The sequence below is a fragment of the Streptomyces sp. NPDC001714 genome (assembly GCF_042892755.1).
Classification (GTDB): Bacteria; Actinomycetota; Actinomycetes; order Streptomycetales; family Streptomycetaceae; genus Streptomyces.
Genome location: NZ_JBIAUL010000002.1, coordinates 351770 through 367773 on the forward strand (window position 1 = coordinate 351770; position 16004 = coordinate 367773).

The window sequence follows — 16004 nt, forward strand, 5'->3', positions numbered from 1 at the left end:
GATGAGACTGAGATCCTTGGGCGTAGCGCTCGCCGCCATGGCAGCGCTGCTGGCCCTCCCCGTCGCGCACGCGCCGGCGGCGCAGGCCGCGGACACGCCGTTGTCCCAGGGCAGGACGGCCACCGCCTCCTCGGAGGAGAACGCCGGGACCGCCGCCGGGAACGCGGTGGACGGCAACACCGGCACCCGCTGGTCGTCCGCCTTCACCGACGACCAGTGGCTCCAGGTCGACCTCGGCGCCACCGCCCAGGTCAACCAGGTCGTCCTCAACTGGGAGACCGCCTACGGCAAGGACTACAAGGTCCAGATCTCCTCGGACGGCAGCAACTGGACCGACCTGCAGTCCGTGACCGGCGGCGACGGCGGCACCGACACCCTGTCCGTGTCCGGGCAGGGCCGCTACGTCCGGATGCTGGGCGTGCACCGTGCCACCCAGTGGGGCTACTCGCTCTGGGAGTTCCAGGTCTACGGCACCACCACCGGCACGCCCCCGGTCCAGGGCGGCGGCGACCTCGGCCCCAACGTGATCGTCGTCGACCCGTCCACACCGAACCTCCAGGCGAAGTTCGACTCCGTCTTCGCCCAGCAGGAGTCGGCGCAGTTCGGCACCGGCCGTTACCAGTTCCTGCTCAAGCCGGGCACCTACAACGGCATCAACGCCCAGATCGGCTTCTACACCTCGATCTCCGGGCTGGGCCTCAACCCCGACGACACCCAGATCAACGGTGACGTCACGGTCGACGCCGGCTGGTTCAACGGCAACGCCACCCAGAACTTCTGGCGTTCCGCGGAGAACCTCGCCATCACGCCGTCGAACGGCACCGACCGGTGGGCCGTGGCTCAGGCGGCTCCCTTCCGTCGGATCCACGTCAAGGGCGGCCTCAACCTCGCCCCGAACGGCTACGGCTGGGCCTCCGGCGGCTACATCGCCGACTCGAAGATCGACGGCACGGTCGGTCCGTACTCCCAGCAGCAGTGGTACACCCGCGACAGCTCGGTCGGCGGCTGGACCAACGGCGTCTGGAACATGACGTTCTCCGGCGTCCAGGGCGCACCCGCGACCGACTTCGCCACCGGCTCCTACACCACGCTGGACACCACCCCGGTCTCGCGCGAGAAGCCGTTCCTCTACCTGGACGGCAGTGCCTACAAGGTCTTCGTCCCGGCCAAGCGCACCAACGCCCGGGGCGTCTCCTGGCCGGCCGACGCGGGCACCTCGATCCCGCTGGACCAGTTCTACGTCGTCAAGCCCGGCGCCACCGCCGCCACCATCAACCAGGCCCTCGCCCAGGGCCTCAACCTCCTCTTCACACCGGGCATCTACCACCTCGACCAGACCGTCAACGTCACCCGCGCCAACACCGTGGTCCTCGGCCTCGGCCTTGCCACCCTGGTCCCGGACAACGGCGTCGACGCCATGCACGTGGCCGACGTCGACGGCGTCAAGCTCGCCGGGTTCCTCATCGACGCGGGCACCGTCAACTCCGACACCCTGCTGCGCATCGGCGACCCCGGCTCCACCGCCGACCACTCCGCCAACCCCACCACCATGCAGGACGTGTTCGTCCGCATCGGCGGCGCCGGACCCGGACTCGCCACCAACTCCGTGGTCGTCAACAGCAACAACGTGATCATCGACCACACCTGGCTCTGGCGCGCCGACCACGGCAGCGGCGTCGGCTGGACCACCAACCGCGCCGACTACGGCCTCAGAGTCAACGGCAACGACGTCCTGGCCACCGGCCTGTTCGTCGAGCACTTCAACAAGTACGACGTCTACTGGAACGGCGAACGCGGCCGCACGATCTTCTTCCAGAACGAGAAGGCGTACGACGCCCCGAACGCCGCCGCCATCACCCACGACGGCGTCGTCGGCTACGCGGCCTACAAGGTCGCCGACACCGTGACCACCCACGAGGCGTGGGGCCTGGGCAGCTACTGCAACTACACGGCCGATCCGTCGATCGTGCAGTCCAACGGCTTCCAGGTGCCGACCGGTTCGGGGATCAAGATGCACGACCTGCTGGTGATCTCCCTGGGCGGCATGGGGCAGTACGCCCACGTCGTCAACACCACCGGATCACCGACGTCGGGGACCAGCACGACCCCGTCGAAGGTGGTTCAGTTCCCGTAGCCGGCCAGGCCGGACCCGGCTGAGCGCTGCGCGGGAAGTGTCGCGAGATGCCGTCAGTCACTGCGGCGCCGTCGTGGCCGGTCGCGCGGTTCCTCCCCCAGCCTTCGGCCGGGTACCCCCAGCGCCCCCTTCGGGTCGCTGCCGTGCCGGACGCCGTAGCAGCAGCCGTCGTGCGGGCCGCTCCACGCCCTCGTAGAGGAGCCAGGACAGGCCCAGCGCCACGGTGAACGCGACGGCGGTGACGGTGGTGCCGGTGAGCAGGTGGAAACGCGGGCGGGTGCCGAGCAGATGGGTGCCCGCCCGCAGCACCAGCAGATGGACCATGTAGAACGCGAACGACAGTTCGCCGAGGCGGACCAGCCACCGGCGCCGCCACAGTGACGGCAGGCCGTGCAGGTCCGCGACGGCCGCCGCCGGGATGAGCAGCGCGAAGCCCGTGATCGTGCAGGCGGTGGCCGCGTACTCGGCGGTGACCTGCGGGACCAGGAAGTAGCCGATGATCGCGAGCGCCAGCGAGGCTTCCAGGCCCGGTCCGCGCCAGCGGCCGAGCAGCACAAGGCGTGCGGTGGCCGCCCCCAGCACGAACTCCGGCAGCCGGGCGGCCGGGAACGAACTGATCGGCTGCGCCCACCAGTGGTGCGCGTCCGTCCAGGCCAGCGCCAGCACCGTCAGCAGGGCCAGTGCGGCCAGCGCAGTGGCGCCCCGCCCGCCCAGACGGCGCAGCAGCAGCGCCAGCAGCGGGAACGCGGCATAGAAGAACGCCTCGCAGGCCAGCGACCAGCTGACCGGGTCCAGTGTCTGCCACCACGGCCGCCACCAGGAGTGCACCAGGAACACGTCGGCCAGGCCCTGCAGCAGGGTCGGCCGCGGCTGACGGGGCAGCGTGCACACCATCGCCAGTGCCATGGCGACGGTGACCAGGTGCACCGGGTAGACCCGGGCGACCCGCCGCCACCAGAAGAGCGTCGCCCGGTCGCCCGGCCGCGCGGACCACATCAGGACGAACCCGGAGAGGACGAAGAAGAATGAGACTCCCGAGGCGCCGGCTTCGAACCCCCAGGACATGATGCGGCCGCCGGTGCCGCCGAAATAGCGGAAGTTGTGCACGTGCAGCCCGAAGACCAGCAGCGCGGCCATCCATCTCAGTCCGGTCAGGGAGGGCAGCGAAGGGGCGGGGGCGGACGGCAGGGTGCGGGCGGGTGGCGCGGCGGCCGGAGCGGTCGGAGGGGCCTGGGTCGCCGTCGTCATCGAGTCACCTGCCGGGGGGTTCGCGCGTGGAGCATGAAACGGAGCGTTGCCCGTTCCACACCGTTCATTCCGGCCTCGTACGAAACATCACACCAACGCCGACGCGCAGCCTCGGCCATCCGGGCCGTCGCTCCCGCCATGCCCCGCACCCGCCGGAGTGGCGTCTTGACCCGCACCTTTGGGGAGCGGGCGGTACGCCGGAAGACGGGGGCACGGACGGATGACACCGGCCGCCGCCGCGTTGACGGTGCGGTTCGGCAGCGCCCGAGGGGGCGCTGGGGGTACCCCCGGCCGAAGGCGGGGGGAGGAACTGCGCGACCGGCGACGACGGCGCCGCGGAAGGCCGACGGCAGGAGGCGGCACCTCGTGCGGAGCGCTCAGCGGGTGGCCGCCGTGGCGACGGCGCTCGGCCGGTCCGCGGACGGGATGTCCCGGACCGTGGCGGACGGGGTGGTCGACGGGACCGCTGACGATCCCCGGCCGGGAGCCTGTGTGGTCCCTCGTCGTGTGGGCGCGAGACTGGGGCTCGGACGGGGCGTGACCGGGGCCGGGGATCCCGACGCGTGGTGCGGGGCGGTGGGACTGACGATCGGCGGCGCGAGGGGGACCTGGGGGGAGTGCGGCGCGGCAGGCGCCGTCAGGTGCAGCGACAGGGCGACGCAGACGGCGACGGCACAGGTCACCCCGGCTCCGGCCGCCGCGCGGACCGTGCGGCGGCGGCTCGCGGCGCGCCGGATCTCCTCGTAACGGCCCGGCGGCGGACCGAGGTGCGCGGCCGGCGGCCGCAGGATGACCGTGAGGGGGTCGTCGGGGCCGTCGAACTCGGGCTCGTCGTCAAAGCGTGTGGTCAAGGCTTCTCCTCAGATGACCGCGGAGCAGTTCTCGGGCCGCGTGCAGGTCGGCCTTGACGGTTCCTTCCTTGCGCCCGGTCAGCTCGGACACCTCCCGGATCGGCATGTCAGCGTAGTAGTGCAGGAGGATCGGCACCCGCAGCCGCTCGGGCAGCGACTGCACCAGCAGCCGTACCGACGGATCCGCCGGCTCGGTGTGCGGACGGATCGCGGCCTCCGTGCCGGCCCGGCGCACCGCCCGGCGCTCGCGCTCCAGCTTGCGCCAGTGGTCCCGGACGAGGTTGGCCGCGGTGACGTAGAGGAAGCCGCGCGGCTCCTCCACCTTCGTCCACCGGGCCCACAGCCGGGTGAAGGCCTCCGAGGCGATCTCGTGCGCCGTCTCGTCGTCGTCGACCAGACGGCGGCACCAGCCGGCCAGGCGCGGGTACAGGGCGGCGAACAGCTCGGAGGCCGCCGTGTCACGGGACCGTTTCAACGTTCTCCAGGGTCGAGGGGGCTCGCTCGTCGGGCTCGTCGGGGAGGATGCGGGACCGGTGGCGTGCGTTCCACCGGTCCCGCTGCCGTTCCGGCGGGTCAGCGTTTCGTGCCGGTCAGCGAGGCGAAGACGATCACGTTGTCGAGGTAGCCGTCGCCGCCGCGCGGACCGCCGCAGGTGATCAGCCGCAGCGCCGGGCGGTCCACGTCCCCGTACACGTCCTGCGTCGGGAACGCGGCCTTGGCGACCGTACGCACCTCGTCGACGGTGAACACCGCCGATCTGCCGTTCTCCAGGCGCGCCACGGCCTGCTCGCCCCGGCGCAGCTCCGCGAGCCGGCGGAACACCCCGTCCCCGTAGGCGCCGACCGTGACATGGCCGAGGATCACCGACGGACCGGTCTGCCCCGGGGTGGGGGAGTAGCGGTACCAGCCCGCCCGGTCGTGCGCGGTGACCGGCGGCACCTGCACCGTGCCGTCGGCGGCGAGGCCGAGCCGCAGCAGCGGGGTGTCGACCCCGATCGCCGGGATGCGCAGCCGGACCGGCGTGGACCGGCCGAGCGCGGTGGGCGTGCCGGAGGCGGTCGTGGCCGTGGCCGTGGACGGGGGCGGCGAGGACGCCGGCCGCCGGTGGGCGGCCGGGGCCGTCCCGTCCGGTGTCCGGGCCGCGCAGCCCGCCAGCAGGGAGGCCGTCGCGGCGGTGACGAAGGCGCGCCTGGAGAGCGGGGTCATGCCCCGGTCGCCCGGCGGCGACGGACGGTGAACACCACCGCGCCCGCGGCGAGCGCGGCCGCCGCACCCCCGCCGATCAGCGCGCTGTCGGAGCCGGAACCGGAGGACGGCTCCGTCACGCCGGTGTCGGGCGCACCCTTCGGCACCGCCGCGACCTGGCGCGAGTCCCGCGTCGGCGCGGGGGTCGAGGCGCGGGTGGGCTCGGCGGACGGGACGGCGGACGGCTCGGCGGAAGCCGCGGCGGAGGGGGCCACGGTGGGGACCGGGCTGGGGGTGGTGCTGTCGGCGAACGCGGGCACGGTGCCCGCCAGGACGGCGGTGCAGGCGAGTGCCGTGGCGCTCAGGACAGTTCGGCGCATGAGGACGCTCTCTTTCGTCGGCCCGCCGTGGTCGGGGCGGGCTGAGTTACGGATCGAGCGGAGAGACGACCCGGCACCGGGGCGGGTTGTAAAGAGATGGCAAAGCCGTGCGGCGGGAGGCGGCCGCTCGGGCGTCGGCCGGTTCGCCACCAGACTTGAGTGGTTTGTTTTCTTGAATCACTCGTGTTTATGGCGGTAGGTTGGCGCCATGACCGCATCCCAGCCCCCGACGACCGCCGATGAGCTGCGCGGTGCCGGCCTGCGGGTGACGGCCGCCCGCGTCGCGCTGCTGGAGACCGTCCGCCACGGCGACCATCTCGACGTCGAGGCGATCGCCTCGGGTGTCCGCGAGCGGGTCGGCCACATATCGCTTCAAGCCGTGTACGACGCGCTGCACGCGCTCACCACGGCACGACTCATACGCCGTATCGAACCGGCCGGCAGCCCGGCCCGGTTCGAGGGGCGCGTCGGCGACAACCACCACCACGTCCTGTGCCGGTCGTGCGGTGCCGTCGCCGACGTCGACTGTGCGGTCGGCGACGCTCCGTGCCTGACCGCTTCGGACGACCACGGCTTCGCGATCGACGAGGCCGAGGTCATCTACTGGGGCCTGTGCCCCGCCTGTTCCACCGTCAGTAGTTCCTGAGTACGTCCAGTAGTTCCTGAGTACGTCGATCCGCCCCTTCCGGAAGGATTTCCCCCATGTCTGAGGCCCAGGAGAACGCGGGCAAGTGCCCGGTCGCGCACGACCGCGCGCCGCACCCCACCCAGGGCGGCGGCAACCGCCAGTGGTGGCCCGAGGGGCTCAACCTGAAGATCCTTGCCAAGAACCCTGCCGTCGCCAACCCGCTCGACGAGGGTTTCGACTACGCCGAGGCGTTCCAGAACCTCGACCTCGCCGCCGTGAAACGTGACATCGCGGAGGTCCTCACCACCTCCCAGGACTGGTGGCCGGCCGACTTCGGCAACTACGGCCCGCTGATGATCCGCATGGCCTGGCACAGCGCGGGCACCTACCGCATCTCCGACGGCCGCGGCGGCGCCGGCGCCGGTCAGCAGCGCTTCGCGCCGCTCAACAGCTGGCCGGACAACGGCAACCTGGACAAGGCGCGCCGTCTGCTGTGGCCGGTCAAGAAGAAGTACGGCCAGGCCATCTCCTGGGCCGACCTCATGATCCTCACCGGAAACGTGGCCCTGGAGTCGATGGGCTTCGAGACCTTCGGCTTCGGCGGCGGCCGCGAGGACGTCTGGGAGCCGGAGGACGACGTCTACTGGGGCCCCGAGAAGGTCTGGCTGGACGACCAGCGCTACACCGGTGACCGTGACCTGGAGAGCCCGCTCGGCGCCGTCCAGATGGGCCTCATCTACGTCAACCCGGAGGGCCCCAACGGCAACCCGGACCCGATCGCCGCGGCCCGCGACATCCGCGAGACGTTCCGCCGGATGGCGATGAACGACGAGGAGACCGTCGCCCTCATCGCCGGCGGCCACACCTTCGGCAAGACCCACGGCGCAGGACCGGCCGAGAACGTGGGCGCCGAGCCCGAGGGCGCCCCGATCGAGCAGCAGGGCCTCGGCTGGAGGAGCACCTACGGCACCGGCAAGGGCGGCGACGCGATCACCAGCGGCCTGGAGGTCACCTGGACCACCAAGCCCACCCAGTGGAGCAACGACTTCTTCGGCATCCTCTTCGGCTACGAGTGGGAGCTGACCGAGTCCCCGGCCGGCGCCAAGCAGTGGGTCGCCAAGGACGCCGAGGCGATCATCCCCGACGCGCACGACCCGTCGAAGAAGCGTCTGCCCACGATGCTCACCACCGACCTGTCGCTGCGCTTCGACCCGATCTACGAGCCGATCGCGCGCCGCTTCCACGAGAACCCCGACCAGTTCGCGGACGCCTTCGCCCGCGCCTGGTTCAAGCTGACCCACCGCGACATGGGCCCGAAGTCCCTGTACCTCGGCCCGGAGGTCCCGGCGGAGACGCTGATCTGGCAGGACCCGCTGCCCGAGGCCGAGGGCGAGGCCATCGACGCCGCCGACGTCACGGCCCTCAAGGCCAAGCTCCTCGACTCGGGCCTGACGGTCTCGCAGCTGGTCAAGGCCGCGTGGGCGTCGGCCTCGACGTTCCGGGGCAGCGACAAGCGCGGCGGCGCCAACGGCGCCCGCATCCGCCTGGAGCCGCAGCGCGGCTGGGAGGTCAACGACCCGGACGAGCTCGCCCAGGTCCTGCGCGTCCTGGAGGGCGTCCAGCGCGACTTCAACACCGGTGCCAAGAAGGTCTCCCTGGCCGACCTGATCGTCCTCGGCGGTGCCGCCGCGGTGGAGAAGGCCGCCAAGGACGGCGGCGTCGACATCGAGGTGCCCTTCGCCCCGGGCCGGGTCGACGCGACCGACGAGCACACGGACGCCGAGTCCTTCGCGGCCCTGGAGCCGGCCTCGGACGGCTTCCGCAACTACCTCGGCAAGGGCAACCGCCTCCCCGCCGAGTACCTGCTCCTCGACCGTGCCAACCTGCTCGGCCTGAGCGCCCCCGAGCTGACCGTCCTCGTCGGCGGTCTGCGCGTCCTCGGCGCCAACCAGGGCGGCTCGAAGCACGGCGTCCTCACCGAGACGCCGGGCGTGCTGACCAACGACTTCTTCGTCAACCTGCTCGACATGGGCACGACCTGGAAGTCCACCTCCGAGGACCAGTCCACCTTCGAGGGCCGCGACGCGAGCGGCGCGGTCAAGTGGACCGGCACCCGTGCCGACCTGGTCTTCGGCTCCAACTCCGAGCTGCGCGCCGTCGCCGAGGTCTACGCGAGCGACGACGCCAAGGAGAAGTTCGTGAAGGACTTCGTCGCCGCCTGGACGAAGGTCGCGAACGCGGACCGGTTCGACCTGGTCTGACCGACCGGGACCCGATGCCCGGGCCGGCTCCTCGTGAGCCGGTCCGGGCATCGCCGTCTTTACGGCTCCTTGGTCAACTCCCCACCGGTACACGTGCGTAGCGTGCTGCACATGAGTCGTTCTTTACCCCACCATGACCTCGACTCCCGTTGTTCACGCGACCTTCGCAGACTCTGCACGTCCTGAGCCATCCCCCGTACCGGTCGCCCGCGGGAGTTCCGAACATGAGCCACGGTCACAGCCACGACCACGGTCACGGTCACCACCACCATCACCACCACGGGGACGGCGACGCCGCCTCGTCGCTGCCGCCCGCCCTCGATCTGTCCGTCCCCGACGCGGAGCTGACCCCCGGTCAGCTCTCGCGCCGCGCCATGCTGCGCCGCACCGGCCTGCTCGGCGCCGGCCTCGCGGCGGGCAGTGTCCTCGCCGGTGCGGGCCAGGCCGCCGCGGCGGTCTCCGCCGCCCACTCCCGGAACGGCCGTTCCGGCGGCTACCTGTGGCTGGCCGGCGACCACCACATCCACACCCAGTACAGCTCCGACGCCAAGTACCGGGTCATCGACCACGTCCGGCAGGCCAACGCGCACGGCCTGGACTGGATGGTCATCACCGACCACGGCAGCGAGACCCACGCCAAGATCGGTGTCGAGAAGGTCAACCCGGACATCGTCGCCGCCCGCGACCAGATCGACGACACGCTGGTCTTCCAGGGCCTGGAGTGGAACATCCCCGCCGCCGAGCACGGCACGGTCTTCGTCCACCCCGGCAAGAACGAGGTCGCCGTCCTCAAGGAGTTCGAGAACTCCTTCGACGGCTCGGTGAAGGGCGCCTCCTCGAGCAGCCCCGCCAACGAGGCGCTGGCCATCTCCGGGCTCGACTTCCTCGCCGAGCAGGTGCAGCGCCGCAACGTCAGGGACGCGCTGTTCCTCGCCAACCACCCGGCCCGCAAGGGCATCGACTCGCCGCACGAGATCCGCGCCTGGCGCGACGCCCAGCCGTCGATCGCCGTCGGCTTCGAGGGCGCCCCCGGCCACCAGGCGGGCGGCCTGCCCAAGCCGAACGGCCCCGGCTCGGCCCGCGGCATCTACGACAACAGCCCGAGCGCCGACTCCTTCGCCGGCTACCCGCTGGAGAGCTACCGCACCTGGGGCGGCTTCGACTGGATGACCGCCACCGTCGGCGGCCTGTGGGACAGCCTGCTCGCCGAGGGCAAGCCCTGGTGGATCACCGCCAACTCCGACTCCCACAACGTCTACGCCGACACCGCGGTGCGCGGCCCGAACAGCGACTTCAACGCCAACGGCCGCTACGAGGACCCGGTCTACGGCACCGGTATCAGCCTCACCGACACCGACTTCTGGCCCGGCCAGTACTCCCGCACCCACGTCGGCGCCTCGTCCTTCTCCTACAAGTCGGTCATGGACGGCATCCGGGCCGGCCGCGTCTGGGTCGACCACGGCGGCCTGATCAGCGGCCTCGACGCCCGGCTGCGCTCCGGCTCCCAGTCGGTGACCCTCGGCGACGTGCTGCACGTCCGCAAGGGCAGCAAGGTCGACCTGGTCATCGAGATCAGCCTCGCGGGCGGCCCCAACTGGGCCCAGTTCGTGCCGACGCTGGCCCGGGTCGACGTCATCCAGGGCGATGTCACCGGCAAGGTGAGCGACAAGGACACCTTCGCCACGCCCGCCACCAAGGTCGTGAAGTCCTTCGAGGTCAACAAGGCGACCGGCTCGGTCAAGCTGACATACTCCCTCGGCCGCCTCGACAAGCCGGTCTACGTCCGGCTGCGCGGCACCGACGGCAACCGCTCCGCGGTCGGCTTCAACGGTGCCGCCGTGGACCCGGCCGGCCCGGCCATCGACGTCCTCGGCGACGCCGACCCGTGGAAGGACCTGTGGTTCTACTCCAACCCGATGTGGGTCCTGCCCGCATGACCTCCCCGCACCACGCGTCCGGCGTCCACCCCGTCATCGGGGTGGACGCCGGTACGGCGACCCTGCGCGAGGCCGACCACCTGATCCACCGGCTGCCGGCCCCATTGGTGTTCGCTGAGGACGTGTTCGCCTGCACCCACCTGTTCCGCACCGACGAGCGCCGGGGCACGACGGTCTCGCTGGCCGTCCCGCGCGCGGACGTCGACGCGGTGTGGCGGGAGTTGATCGAGGCGCTGCCGGAGGGCACCGGCCTCGCCCTGGCCGACCGCACCCACGGCCCCGACGACGCGGTGGACGCCGCCCGGCTGGCCGCCGCCGCGCCCCCCGCCTCCGGCAGGGCCGTGGTCTACCCCGGAGTGGCGCACCTGACCGGCACCGTCACCGTCGCGGACCTGCTCGACCGCACCGCCATCCAGCACCTCGTCGTACTCGGCGCACCCGGCGTCCAACCTCCGCCCACCGCCGAGGTGCTGACCCAGGACCACGTACGCCCGGAGTGGCGCGACGGCGTGCTCACCCTCACTCTGGTCCCGGCCGCGGGCGGCCTGCTGGCCCCCTTCGAGGTCCCCAACCCCACCCCGTGCTGCGCGGACCACATCTGACGCGAGGGTAACCCCTTAGTGACATGGCCTGGTCAAATCTGTCAGGCTTCCGACTCGCACCACTTCGTCATGCGTGAGGCCGCCACCGGCGCACCCCGGCCGGACCGGCGGCCACCGAGCAGGCCGGGACCCCGGCCTCCGCAAAGGAGTTTCGTGTGAGATCGACCCCCCACAAGGCCCTCGCCACCAGCGCGTTGGCCATCGCGGCACTCGCCGCTGCCCTGCTCCCCGGCAGTACGGCGTCGGCCGCCGGCCAGGCGGCCTGCACCCCCGCCCAGGTCGTCACCAACGGCGGCTTCGAAAGCGGCACGTCACCCTGGAGCCAGTCCTCGACCAGCGTGATCACCAACCGCTCCGGCCAGTCCGCCCACGGCGGCTCCAGTTTCGCCTGGCTGGACGGCACCGGCGGCACCCACACCGACACGCTCTCCCAGAGCGTCAGCATCCCCTCCGGATGCGCCGCGACGCTCACCTTCTGGCTGCACGTCGACACCGCCGAGACGACCTCGTCCACGGCGTACGACAAACTCACGGCGAAGATCGGCAGCACCACGCTGGCGACCTGGTCCAACCTGGACAAGAACACCGGGTACGTGAAGAAGTCGTTCGACGTGTCCTCGTTCGCCGGGCAGACCGTGACCGTCGCCTTCACCGGCACCGAGGACTCCAGCCTCCAGACCAGCTTCGTCCTGGACGACGTCGCCCTCGACACCTCGGCCACCACCACTCCGGGCGACAGCACCCGCACCCCGGCCTCACCGTCGTACACCGTGAGCCTGACCAGCAACTCCACCGGCACCGGCTGGACCGGCCACGAGAGCGTGACCTTCACCAACGCCTCCGCGACCGCGCTCAGCGAGGTCTACCTCAGGCTGTGGGACAACTACCACGGCACCTGCTCGGCCCCGCCGATCACCGTCAGCAACGTCACCGGCGGCACCGCGGGCGCGCTCTCGGTCGCCTGCACGGCGCTGGAGGTCGCCCTGCCGACACCGCTGGCGCAGGGCCAGAGCACCACGATCGGCTTCGACCTGGGCATCACCGTCCCCAGCGGCGCCGACCGCTTCGGCTACGACGGCTCCTTCAGCATGATCGGCAACGCCCTGCCGGTCCTCGCGGTCCAGGACGGATCCGGCTGGCACCTGGACCCGTACACCAACAACGGCGAGTCCTTCTACTCCCTCGCCGCCGACTTCAAGGTGACCCTGGACCACCCCAGCAGCCTGCTGGTCCCGGCGACCGGCACCTCCGTCGACACCCCCGGCTCCAGCGGCCGTACCGTCACCACCGCCACGGCCTCCAAGGTCCGTGACTTCGCCTGGGCCGCCGGGCCGTTCACCAAGATCTCCGGCACCTCCCCGGGCGGGGTACCGATCAACATCTACTCGGTGTCGGGCATCAGCTCCTCCAGCGCCCAGTCCATGCTCACCACCGCGAAGTCGGCGGTCGACGCCCACGCCGGCCGCTTCGGGGCCTACCCGTACGGCGAGCTGGACGCGGTCATCGACAACAACTTCTGGTTCGGCGGCATGGAGTACCCCGGCTTCGTCCTCGACCTCGTCAGCACCACCGCCCTCACCCACGAGATCGGCCACCAGTGGTGGTACGGCATCGTCGGCGACGACGAGTACAACAGCCCGTGGCTGGACGAGGCGTTCACCGACTACGCCACCGACCTGGCGCAGGGCCTGTCCGGCACCAACTGCTGGAACAGCGTCTCCTGGGCCTCGTCGGCGGAGAAGATCACCAACTCGATGGCCTACTGGGACGCCCACTCGTCCCGCTACTCCACCGTCGTCTACGGCTACGGCAAGTGCGCGCTGCACGACCTGCGCCGCCTGATCGGCGACACCGCCATGACCAACCTCCTCAAGAGCTACGCCAGTTCGCACTGGTACGGCGTCTCGACCACCGCCGAGTTCAAGGCGGCGGCCCAGGCGGCCACCAGCACGGACCTGACGTCGTTCTGGACCACGCACCGCATCGACGGCTGACACCCGTCCGGAAGGGGCGGGGAATTTCCCAACGGGCAAGGTGCAGCTCAGGGGATCTTTCCCGCTCCGTGCGTACACCGCCGTCCTGCGTCGCAGCGAGATCGTCGTGAGTCCCGAGCGACCGGCGATGCTCGGCGACGCCGTCTTCGCGATCGCCATCACCCTGCCGGCCCTCGACATCACCGTGCCCGAAGGTCTGCAGGAGTCGGAAGTCCCGCATTCCGCGCCCTGCACCGGACGACGGCACCGGCCGCGGTGGAGGAGCAGCAGCCGTGAGCCTGCTCGGGTCGGGTGATCAGGGGATGGCCAGTTCGGCCCAGATGGTCTTCCCGGTCCCGGTGTAGCGGGTGCCCCAGCGCTGTGACATCTGGGCGACGAGGAACAGGCCGCGGCCGCCCTCGTCGTCCCGGCGGGCCCGCCGCAGGTGCGGTGCCGTGTGCGCGTTGTCGGAGACCTCGCACAGCAGGCTGCGGTCCTTGATCAGCCTCAGCATCACCGGGCCGGTGGCGTACCGGATGCTGTTGGTCACCAGCTCGCTCACCACCAGCTCCGCGGTGAACGCCAGCTCGGACAGGCCCCAGGTCTCCAGCTGACGCTCGGTGTCCGTGCGCGCCCGCGCCACCATCGCCGGGTCGGGCGGCAGCTCCAGGTCCGCCACCTGGCCGGCGCCCAGCCGCCGGGTGCGGACCAGCAGCAGCGTGGCGTCGTCCGCCTGCGGTCCGGGCGGCAGCGTCGACAGCGCCCGGTCGCACAGCTCCTCCAGCGGGCACCGCTGCCAGGTGAGCACATGGGCGAGGCGGTCGATGCCGCTGTCGATGTCGGTGCGCCGGTCCTCGACCACGCCGTCGGTGAAGAACGCCACCACACTGCCGTTGGACAGGCTCAGCTCGACGTTCTCGTAGGGCAGGCTGCCCAGCCCCAGGGGCGGCCCCGGCGCCAGCGCGGAGAGCGCCACCGAGCCGGTCGCGTCGGCCACGATCGGCGGCGGATGACCCGCGCTCGCCCAGACACAGCGGCCGCTCACCGGGTCGTAGATCGCGTACAGGCAGGTCACCCCGAGCGCCTCGTCGCCCAGCCCGTCGTCCGCGTGCGGTTCGGAGTCCTGCGCGACCAGGCCGTCAAGGCGGGTGAGCAGCTCCGCCGGGTCGAGGTCCAGCAGGGCCAGGGTCCGTACGGTGGCGCGCAGCCTGCCCATGGTCGCGGCCGCGTGCACCCCGTGGCCGACCACGTCGCCGACGGTCAGCCCCACCCGGGCCCCGGACAGCGGGATCAGGTCGAACCAGTCGCCGCCCACGCCCACCCGGCTGTCGGCGGGCAGATAGCGGTACGCCACGTCGACCGCGCTCTGCTCGGGCAGGTGCTGCGGCAGCAGGCTCCGCTGCAGCACCAGGGCCGCGGCGTGCTGGCTGGTGTACCGGCGGGCGTTGTCGATGCCGACGGCGGCGCGCTCGGTCAGCTCCACGGCGAGCGTCTGCTCCTCGGGCCCGAAAGGGTCGGGGTTGCTGCTGCGCCGGAACGTCGCGAGGCCGAGGACCGCGTCCCGCGCGAGCAGCGGGACGAACAGGCTGGAGCGCCGGTCGGCCGGTGCCGGCCCGTTCGGTGACCCGGTCGGGGCGGCGTCGACGACGGGGCGGCTGGTGGCCAGGCTCAGTGCCTGCGGCGAGGACGGCGGATAGGAGACGGGACTGGTCCGGAACTCCTCCGGGGTCCGGCCGTGCATCCGCAGCAGACTGTGCCCCGGCGCCGAACCCGTCGGCGGCTGCCGGCCCTCGATCACCGCAGGCGGGAGGTCCACCAGCACCTCGTCGGCCAGCTGCGGCACCGCCACGTCGGCGAGCTCCGCGGCTGTGCGGCGCACGTCCAGCGAGGCGCCGATGCGCTTGCCCGCCCGCACGAGCAGCGACAGCCGTTCCTGGGCGCGGTAGCGGTCGGTGATGTCCAGGGACTCCTCGAACAGCCCCAGCGGCTCGCCGCGGGCGTCCACCAGCCGGTGGTACGAGCAGGACCAGACGTGCTCGCGCCCCGGGTCGGCGGGGGCCCGGCCCCGATAGTGCATGCCCATGATCGGTTCGCCCGTCGTGAGCACGTGCTCCATGATCTGGTCCTCGTCGGGAGGATGGTGGCGGGAGATGAACTCTCCCTCGGGAAAGAGGGCCGCGGCCGGCCGGCCGACGTACTGGGCGACCCCCGCGAGCTCCAGATCGGTGGAGACGTTCCCCCAGACGACCCGCATGTCGGTGTCGAAGATGGTCAGGCCCACGGAGGACTCGGTGGCCAGCCCCTGCAACATGGCCAGCTGCGACTCCCAGCAGCGCAGCGCCTCCAGCTCCGCCGCGACCACGACGGTCGCCGCCACGCCCTGGGACGTGAGCGGGCTGAAGGTCACGGCCGCGCGGAGGGTACGCCCGTCCCGGCACGCCAGGTCCAGGACCGTGCTGCGGGGCCGGTGCGCCGTGCAGAGCGAGGAGGGCCGCGGTCTCGGATCCGCGTCCGCCGCCAGCAGCACGGCCGCCGGCCGGCCGAGCACGTCCTCGGCGGGATGTCCGAGGAGGCGCTGGGCCGAGGGGCCCCACCCCGAGATGCGGCCTTCGGCGTCCAGCACCGCGGCCGCGGCCTTGGTGAGGTCCAGGGGACTGTGGAATTCGACGTCGGCCGCGTTCGGAAAACGATCCATGGGCACCGCTTCCCTCCGTGCTCCCTCAGCATCCCGTGCCGCACGACGGACGACAACCGCACGCAGCCGTCGCCGCTGCCCGGTACCCGGCGGACGCCGACGGCCGACGG

At 71.8% G+C, this 16004-nt stretch carries 13 protein-coding genes; 7 read left to right on the top strand and 6 right to left on the bottom strand.

Annotated elements, in window-relative coordinates; all coding sequences use genetic code 11:
- Position 1 precedes the first annotated feature (1 nt).
- Positions 2-2134 (top strand): discoidin domain-containing protein, encoded by a 2133-nt coding sequence (locus ACFY0P_RS06150; RefSeq protein ID WP_388907878.1) that lies wholly within the window; start codon positions 2-4, stop codon positions 2132-2134.
- A 57-nt stretch (positions 2135-2191) separates the two neighbouring features.
- Here ACFY0P_RS06150 and ACFY0P_RS06155 read toward each other — a convergent pair whose 3' ends face one another.
- The 5 genes from ACFY0P_RS06155 to ACFY0P_RS06175 form a co-directional block, all read right to left on the bottom strand.
- Positions 2192-3382, bottom strand: coding sequence for an acyltransferase family protein (locus tag ACFY0P_RS06155; RefSeq protein ID WP_388907880.1), 1191 nt, complete (start codon positions 3380-3382; stop codon positions 2192-2194).
- Positions 3383-3759: 377 nt separating this feature from the next.
- Entirely contained in the window at positions 3760-4233 is a 474-nt protein-coding gene (locus ACFY0P_RS06160; RefSeq protein WP_388907882.1) for a hypothetical protein, read from the bottom strand.
- Positions 4217-4708: an RNA polymerase sigma factor gene (locus tag ACFY0P_RS06165; protein WP_351714787.1), complete on the bottom strand. Its 492-nt coding sequence runs from the start codon at positions 4706-4708 to the stop codon at positions 4217-4219. Before ACFY0P_RS06165 ends, ACFY0P_RS06160 begins: the two co-directional genes overlap by 17 nt.
- Before the next feature lie 98 nt (positions 4709-4806).
- Positions 4807-5439: a class F sortase gene (locus ACFY0P_RS06170; protein WP_388907884.1), complete on the bottom strand. Its 633-nt coding sequence runs from the start codon at positions 5437-5439 to the stop codon at positions 4807-4809.
- Positions 5436-5798 (bottom strand): sortase-dependent protein, encoded by a 363-nt coding sequence (locus ACFY0P_RS06175; RefSeq protein WP_388907886.1) that lies wholly within the window; start codon positions 5796-5798, stop codon positions 5436-5438. The genes ACFY0P_RS06170 and ACFY0P_RS06175 overlap by 4 nt, the downstream gene beginning before the upstream one ends.
- A 208-nt stretch (positions 5799-6006) precedes the next feature.
- Here ACFY0P_RS06175 and ACFY0P_RS06180 point away from each other — a divergent pair, with 208 nt between their 5' ends.
- From ACFY0P_RS06180 to ACFY0P_RS06205, 6 genes are all read left to right on the top strand, one after another.
- Positions 6007-6444, top strand: coding sequence for a Fur family transcriptional regulator (locus ACFY0P_RS06180; protein ID WP_351714790.1), 438 nt, complete (start codon positions 6007-6009; stop codon positions 6442-6444).
- A 56-nt stretch (positions 6445-6500) separates the two neighbouring features.
- Entirely contained in the window at positions 6501-8687 is a 2187-nt protein-coding gene (gene katG, locus ACFY0P_RS06185) for a catalase/peroxidase HPI (RefSeq protein WP_388907888.1), read from the top strand.
- Positions 8688-8911: 224 nt separating this feature from the next.
- On the top strand, positions 8912-10624 hold the full coding sequence (locus tag ACFY0P_RS06190) for a PHP domain-containing protein (protein ID WP_388907890.1): 1713 nt from the start codon (positions 8912-8914) through the stop codon (positions 10622-10624).
- Entirely contained in the window at positions 10621-11226 is a 606-nt protein-coding gene (locus ACFY0P_RS06195) for a hypothetical protein (protein WP_388907892.1), read from the top strand. The genes ACFY0P_RS06190 and ACFY0P_RS06195 overlap by 4 nt, the downstream gene beginning before the upstream one ends.
- Positions 11227-11381: 155 nt before the next feature.
- Entirely contained in the window at positions 11382-13220 is a 1839-nt protein-coding gene (locus tag ACFY0P_RS06200) for a M1 family aminopeptidase (protein ID WP_388907894.1), read from the top strand.
- A 106-nt stretch (positions 13221-13326) separates the two neighbouring features.
- The gene (locus ACFY0P_RS06205) at positions 13327-13515 is read left to right on the top strand and encodes a hypothetical protein (RefSeq protein WP_388907896.1); all 189 of its coding nucleotides are present in this window, start codon (positions 13327-13329) and stop codon (positions 13513-13515) included.
- Here the strand turns inward: ACFY0P_RS06205 and ACFY0P_RS06210 are convergent, their stop codons facing one another.
- Complete coding sequence (locus ACFY0P_RS06210; RefSeq protein WP_388907898.1) at positions 13516-15894, bottom strand: SpoIIE family protein phosphatase; 2379 nt, start codon at positions 15892-15894, stop codon at positions 13516-13518.
- Positions 15895-16004: the final 110 nt, after the last annotated feature.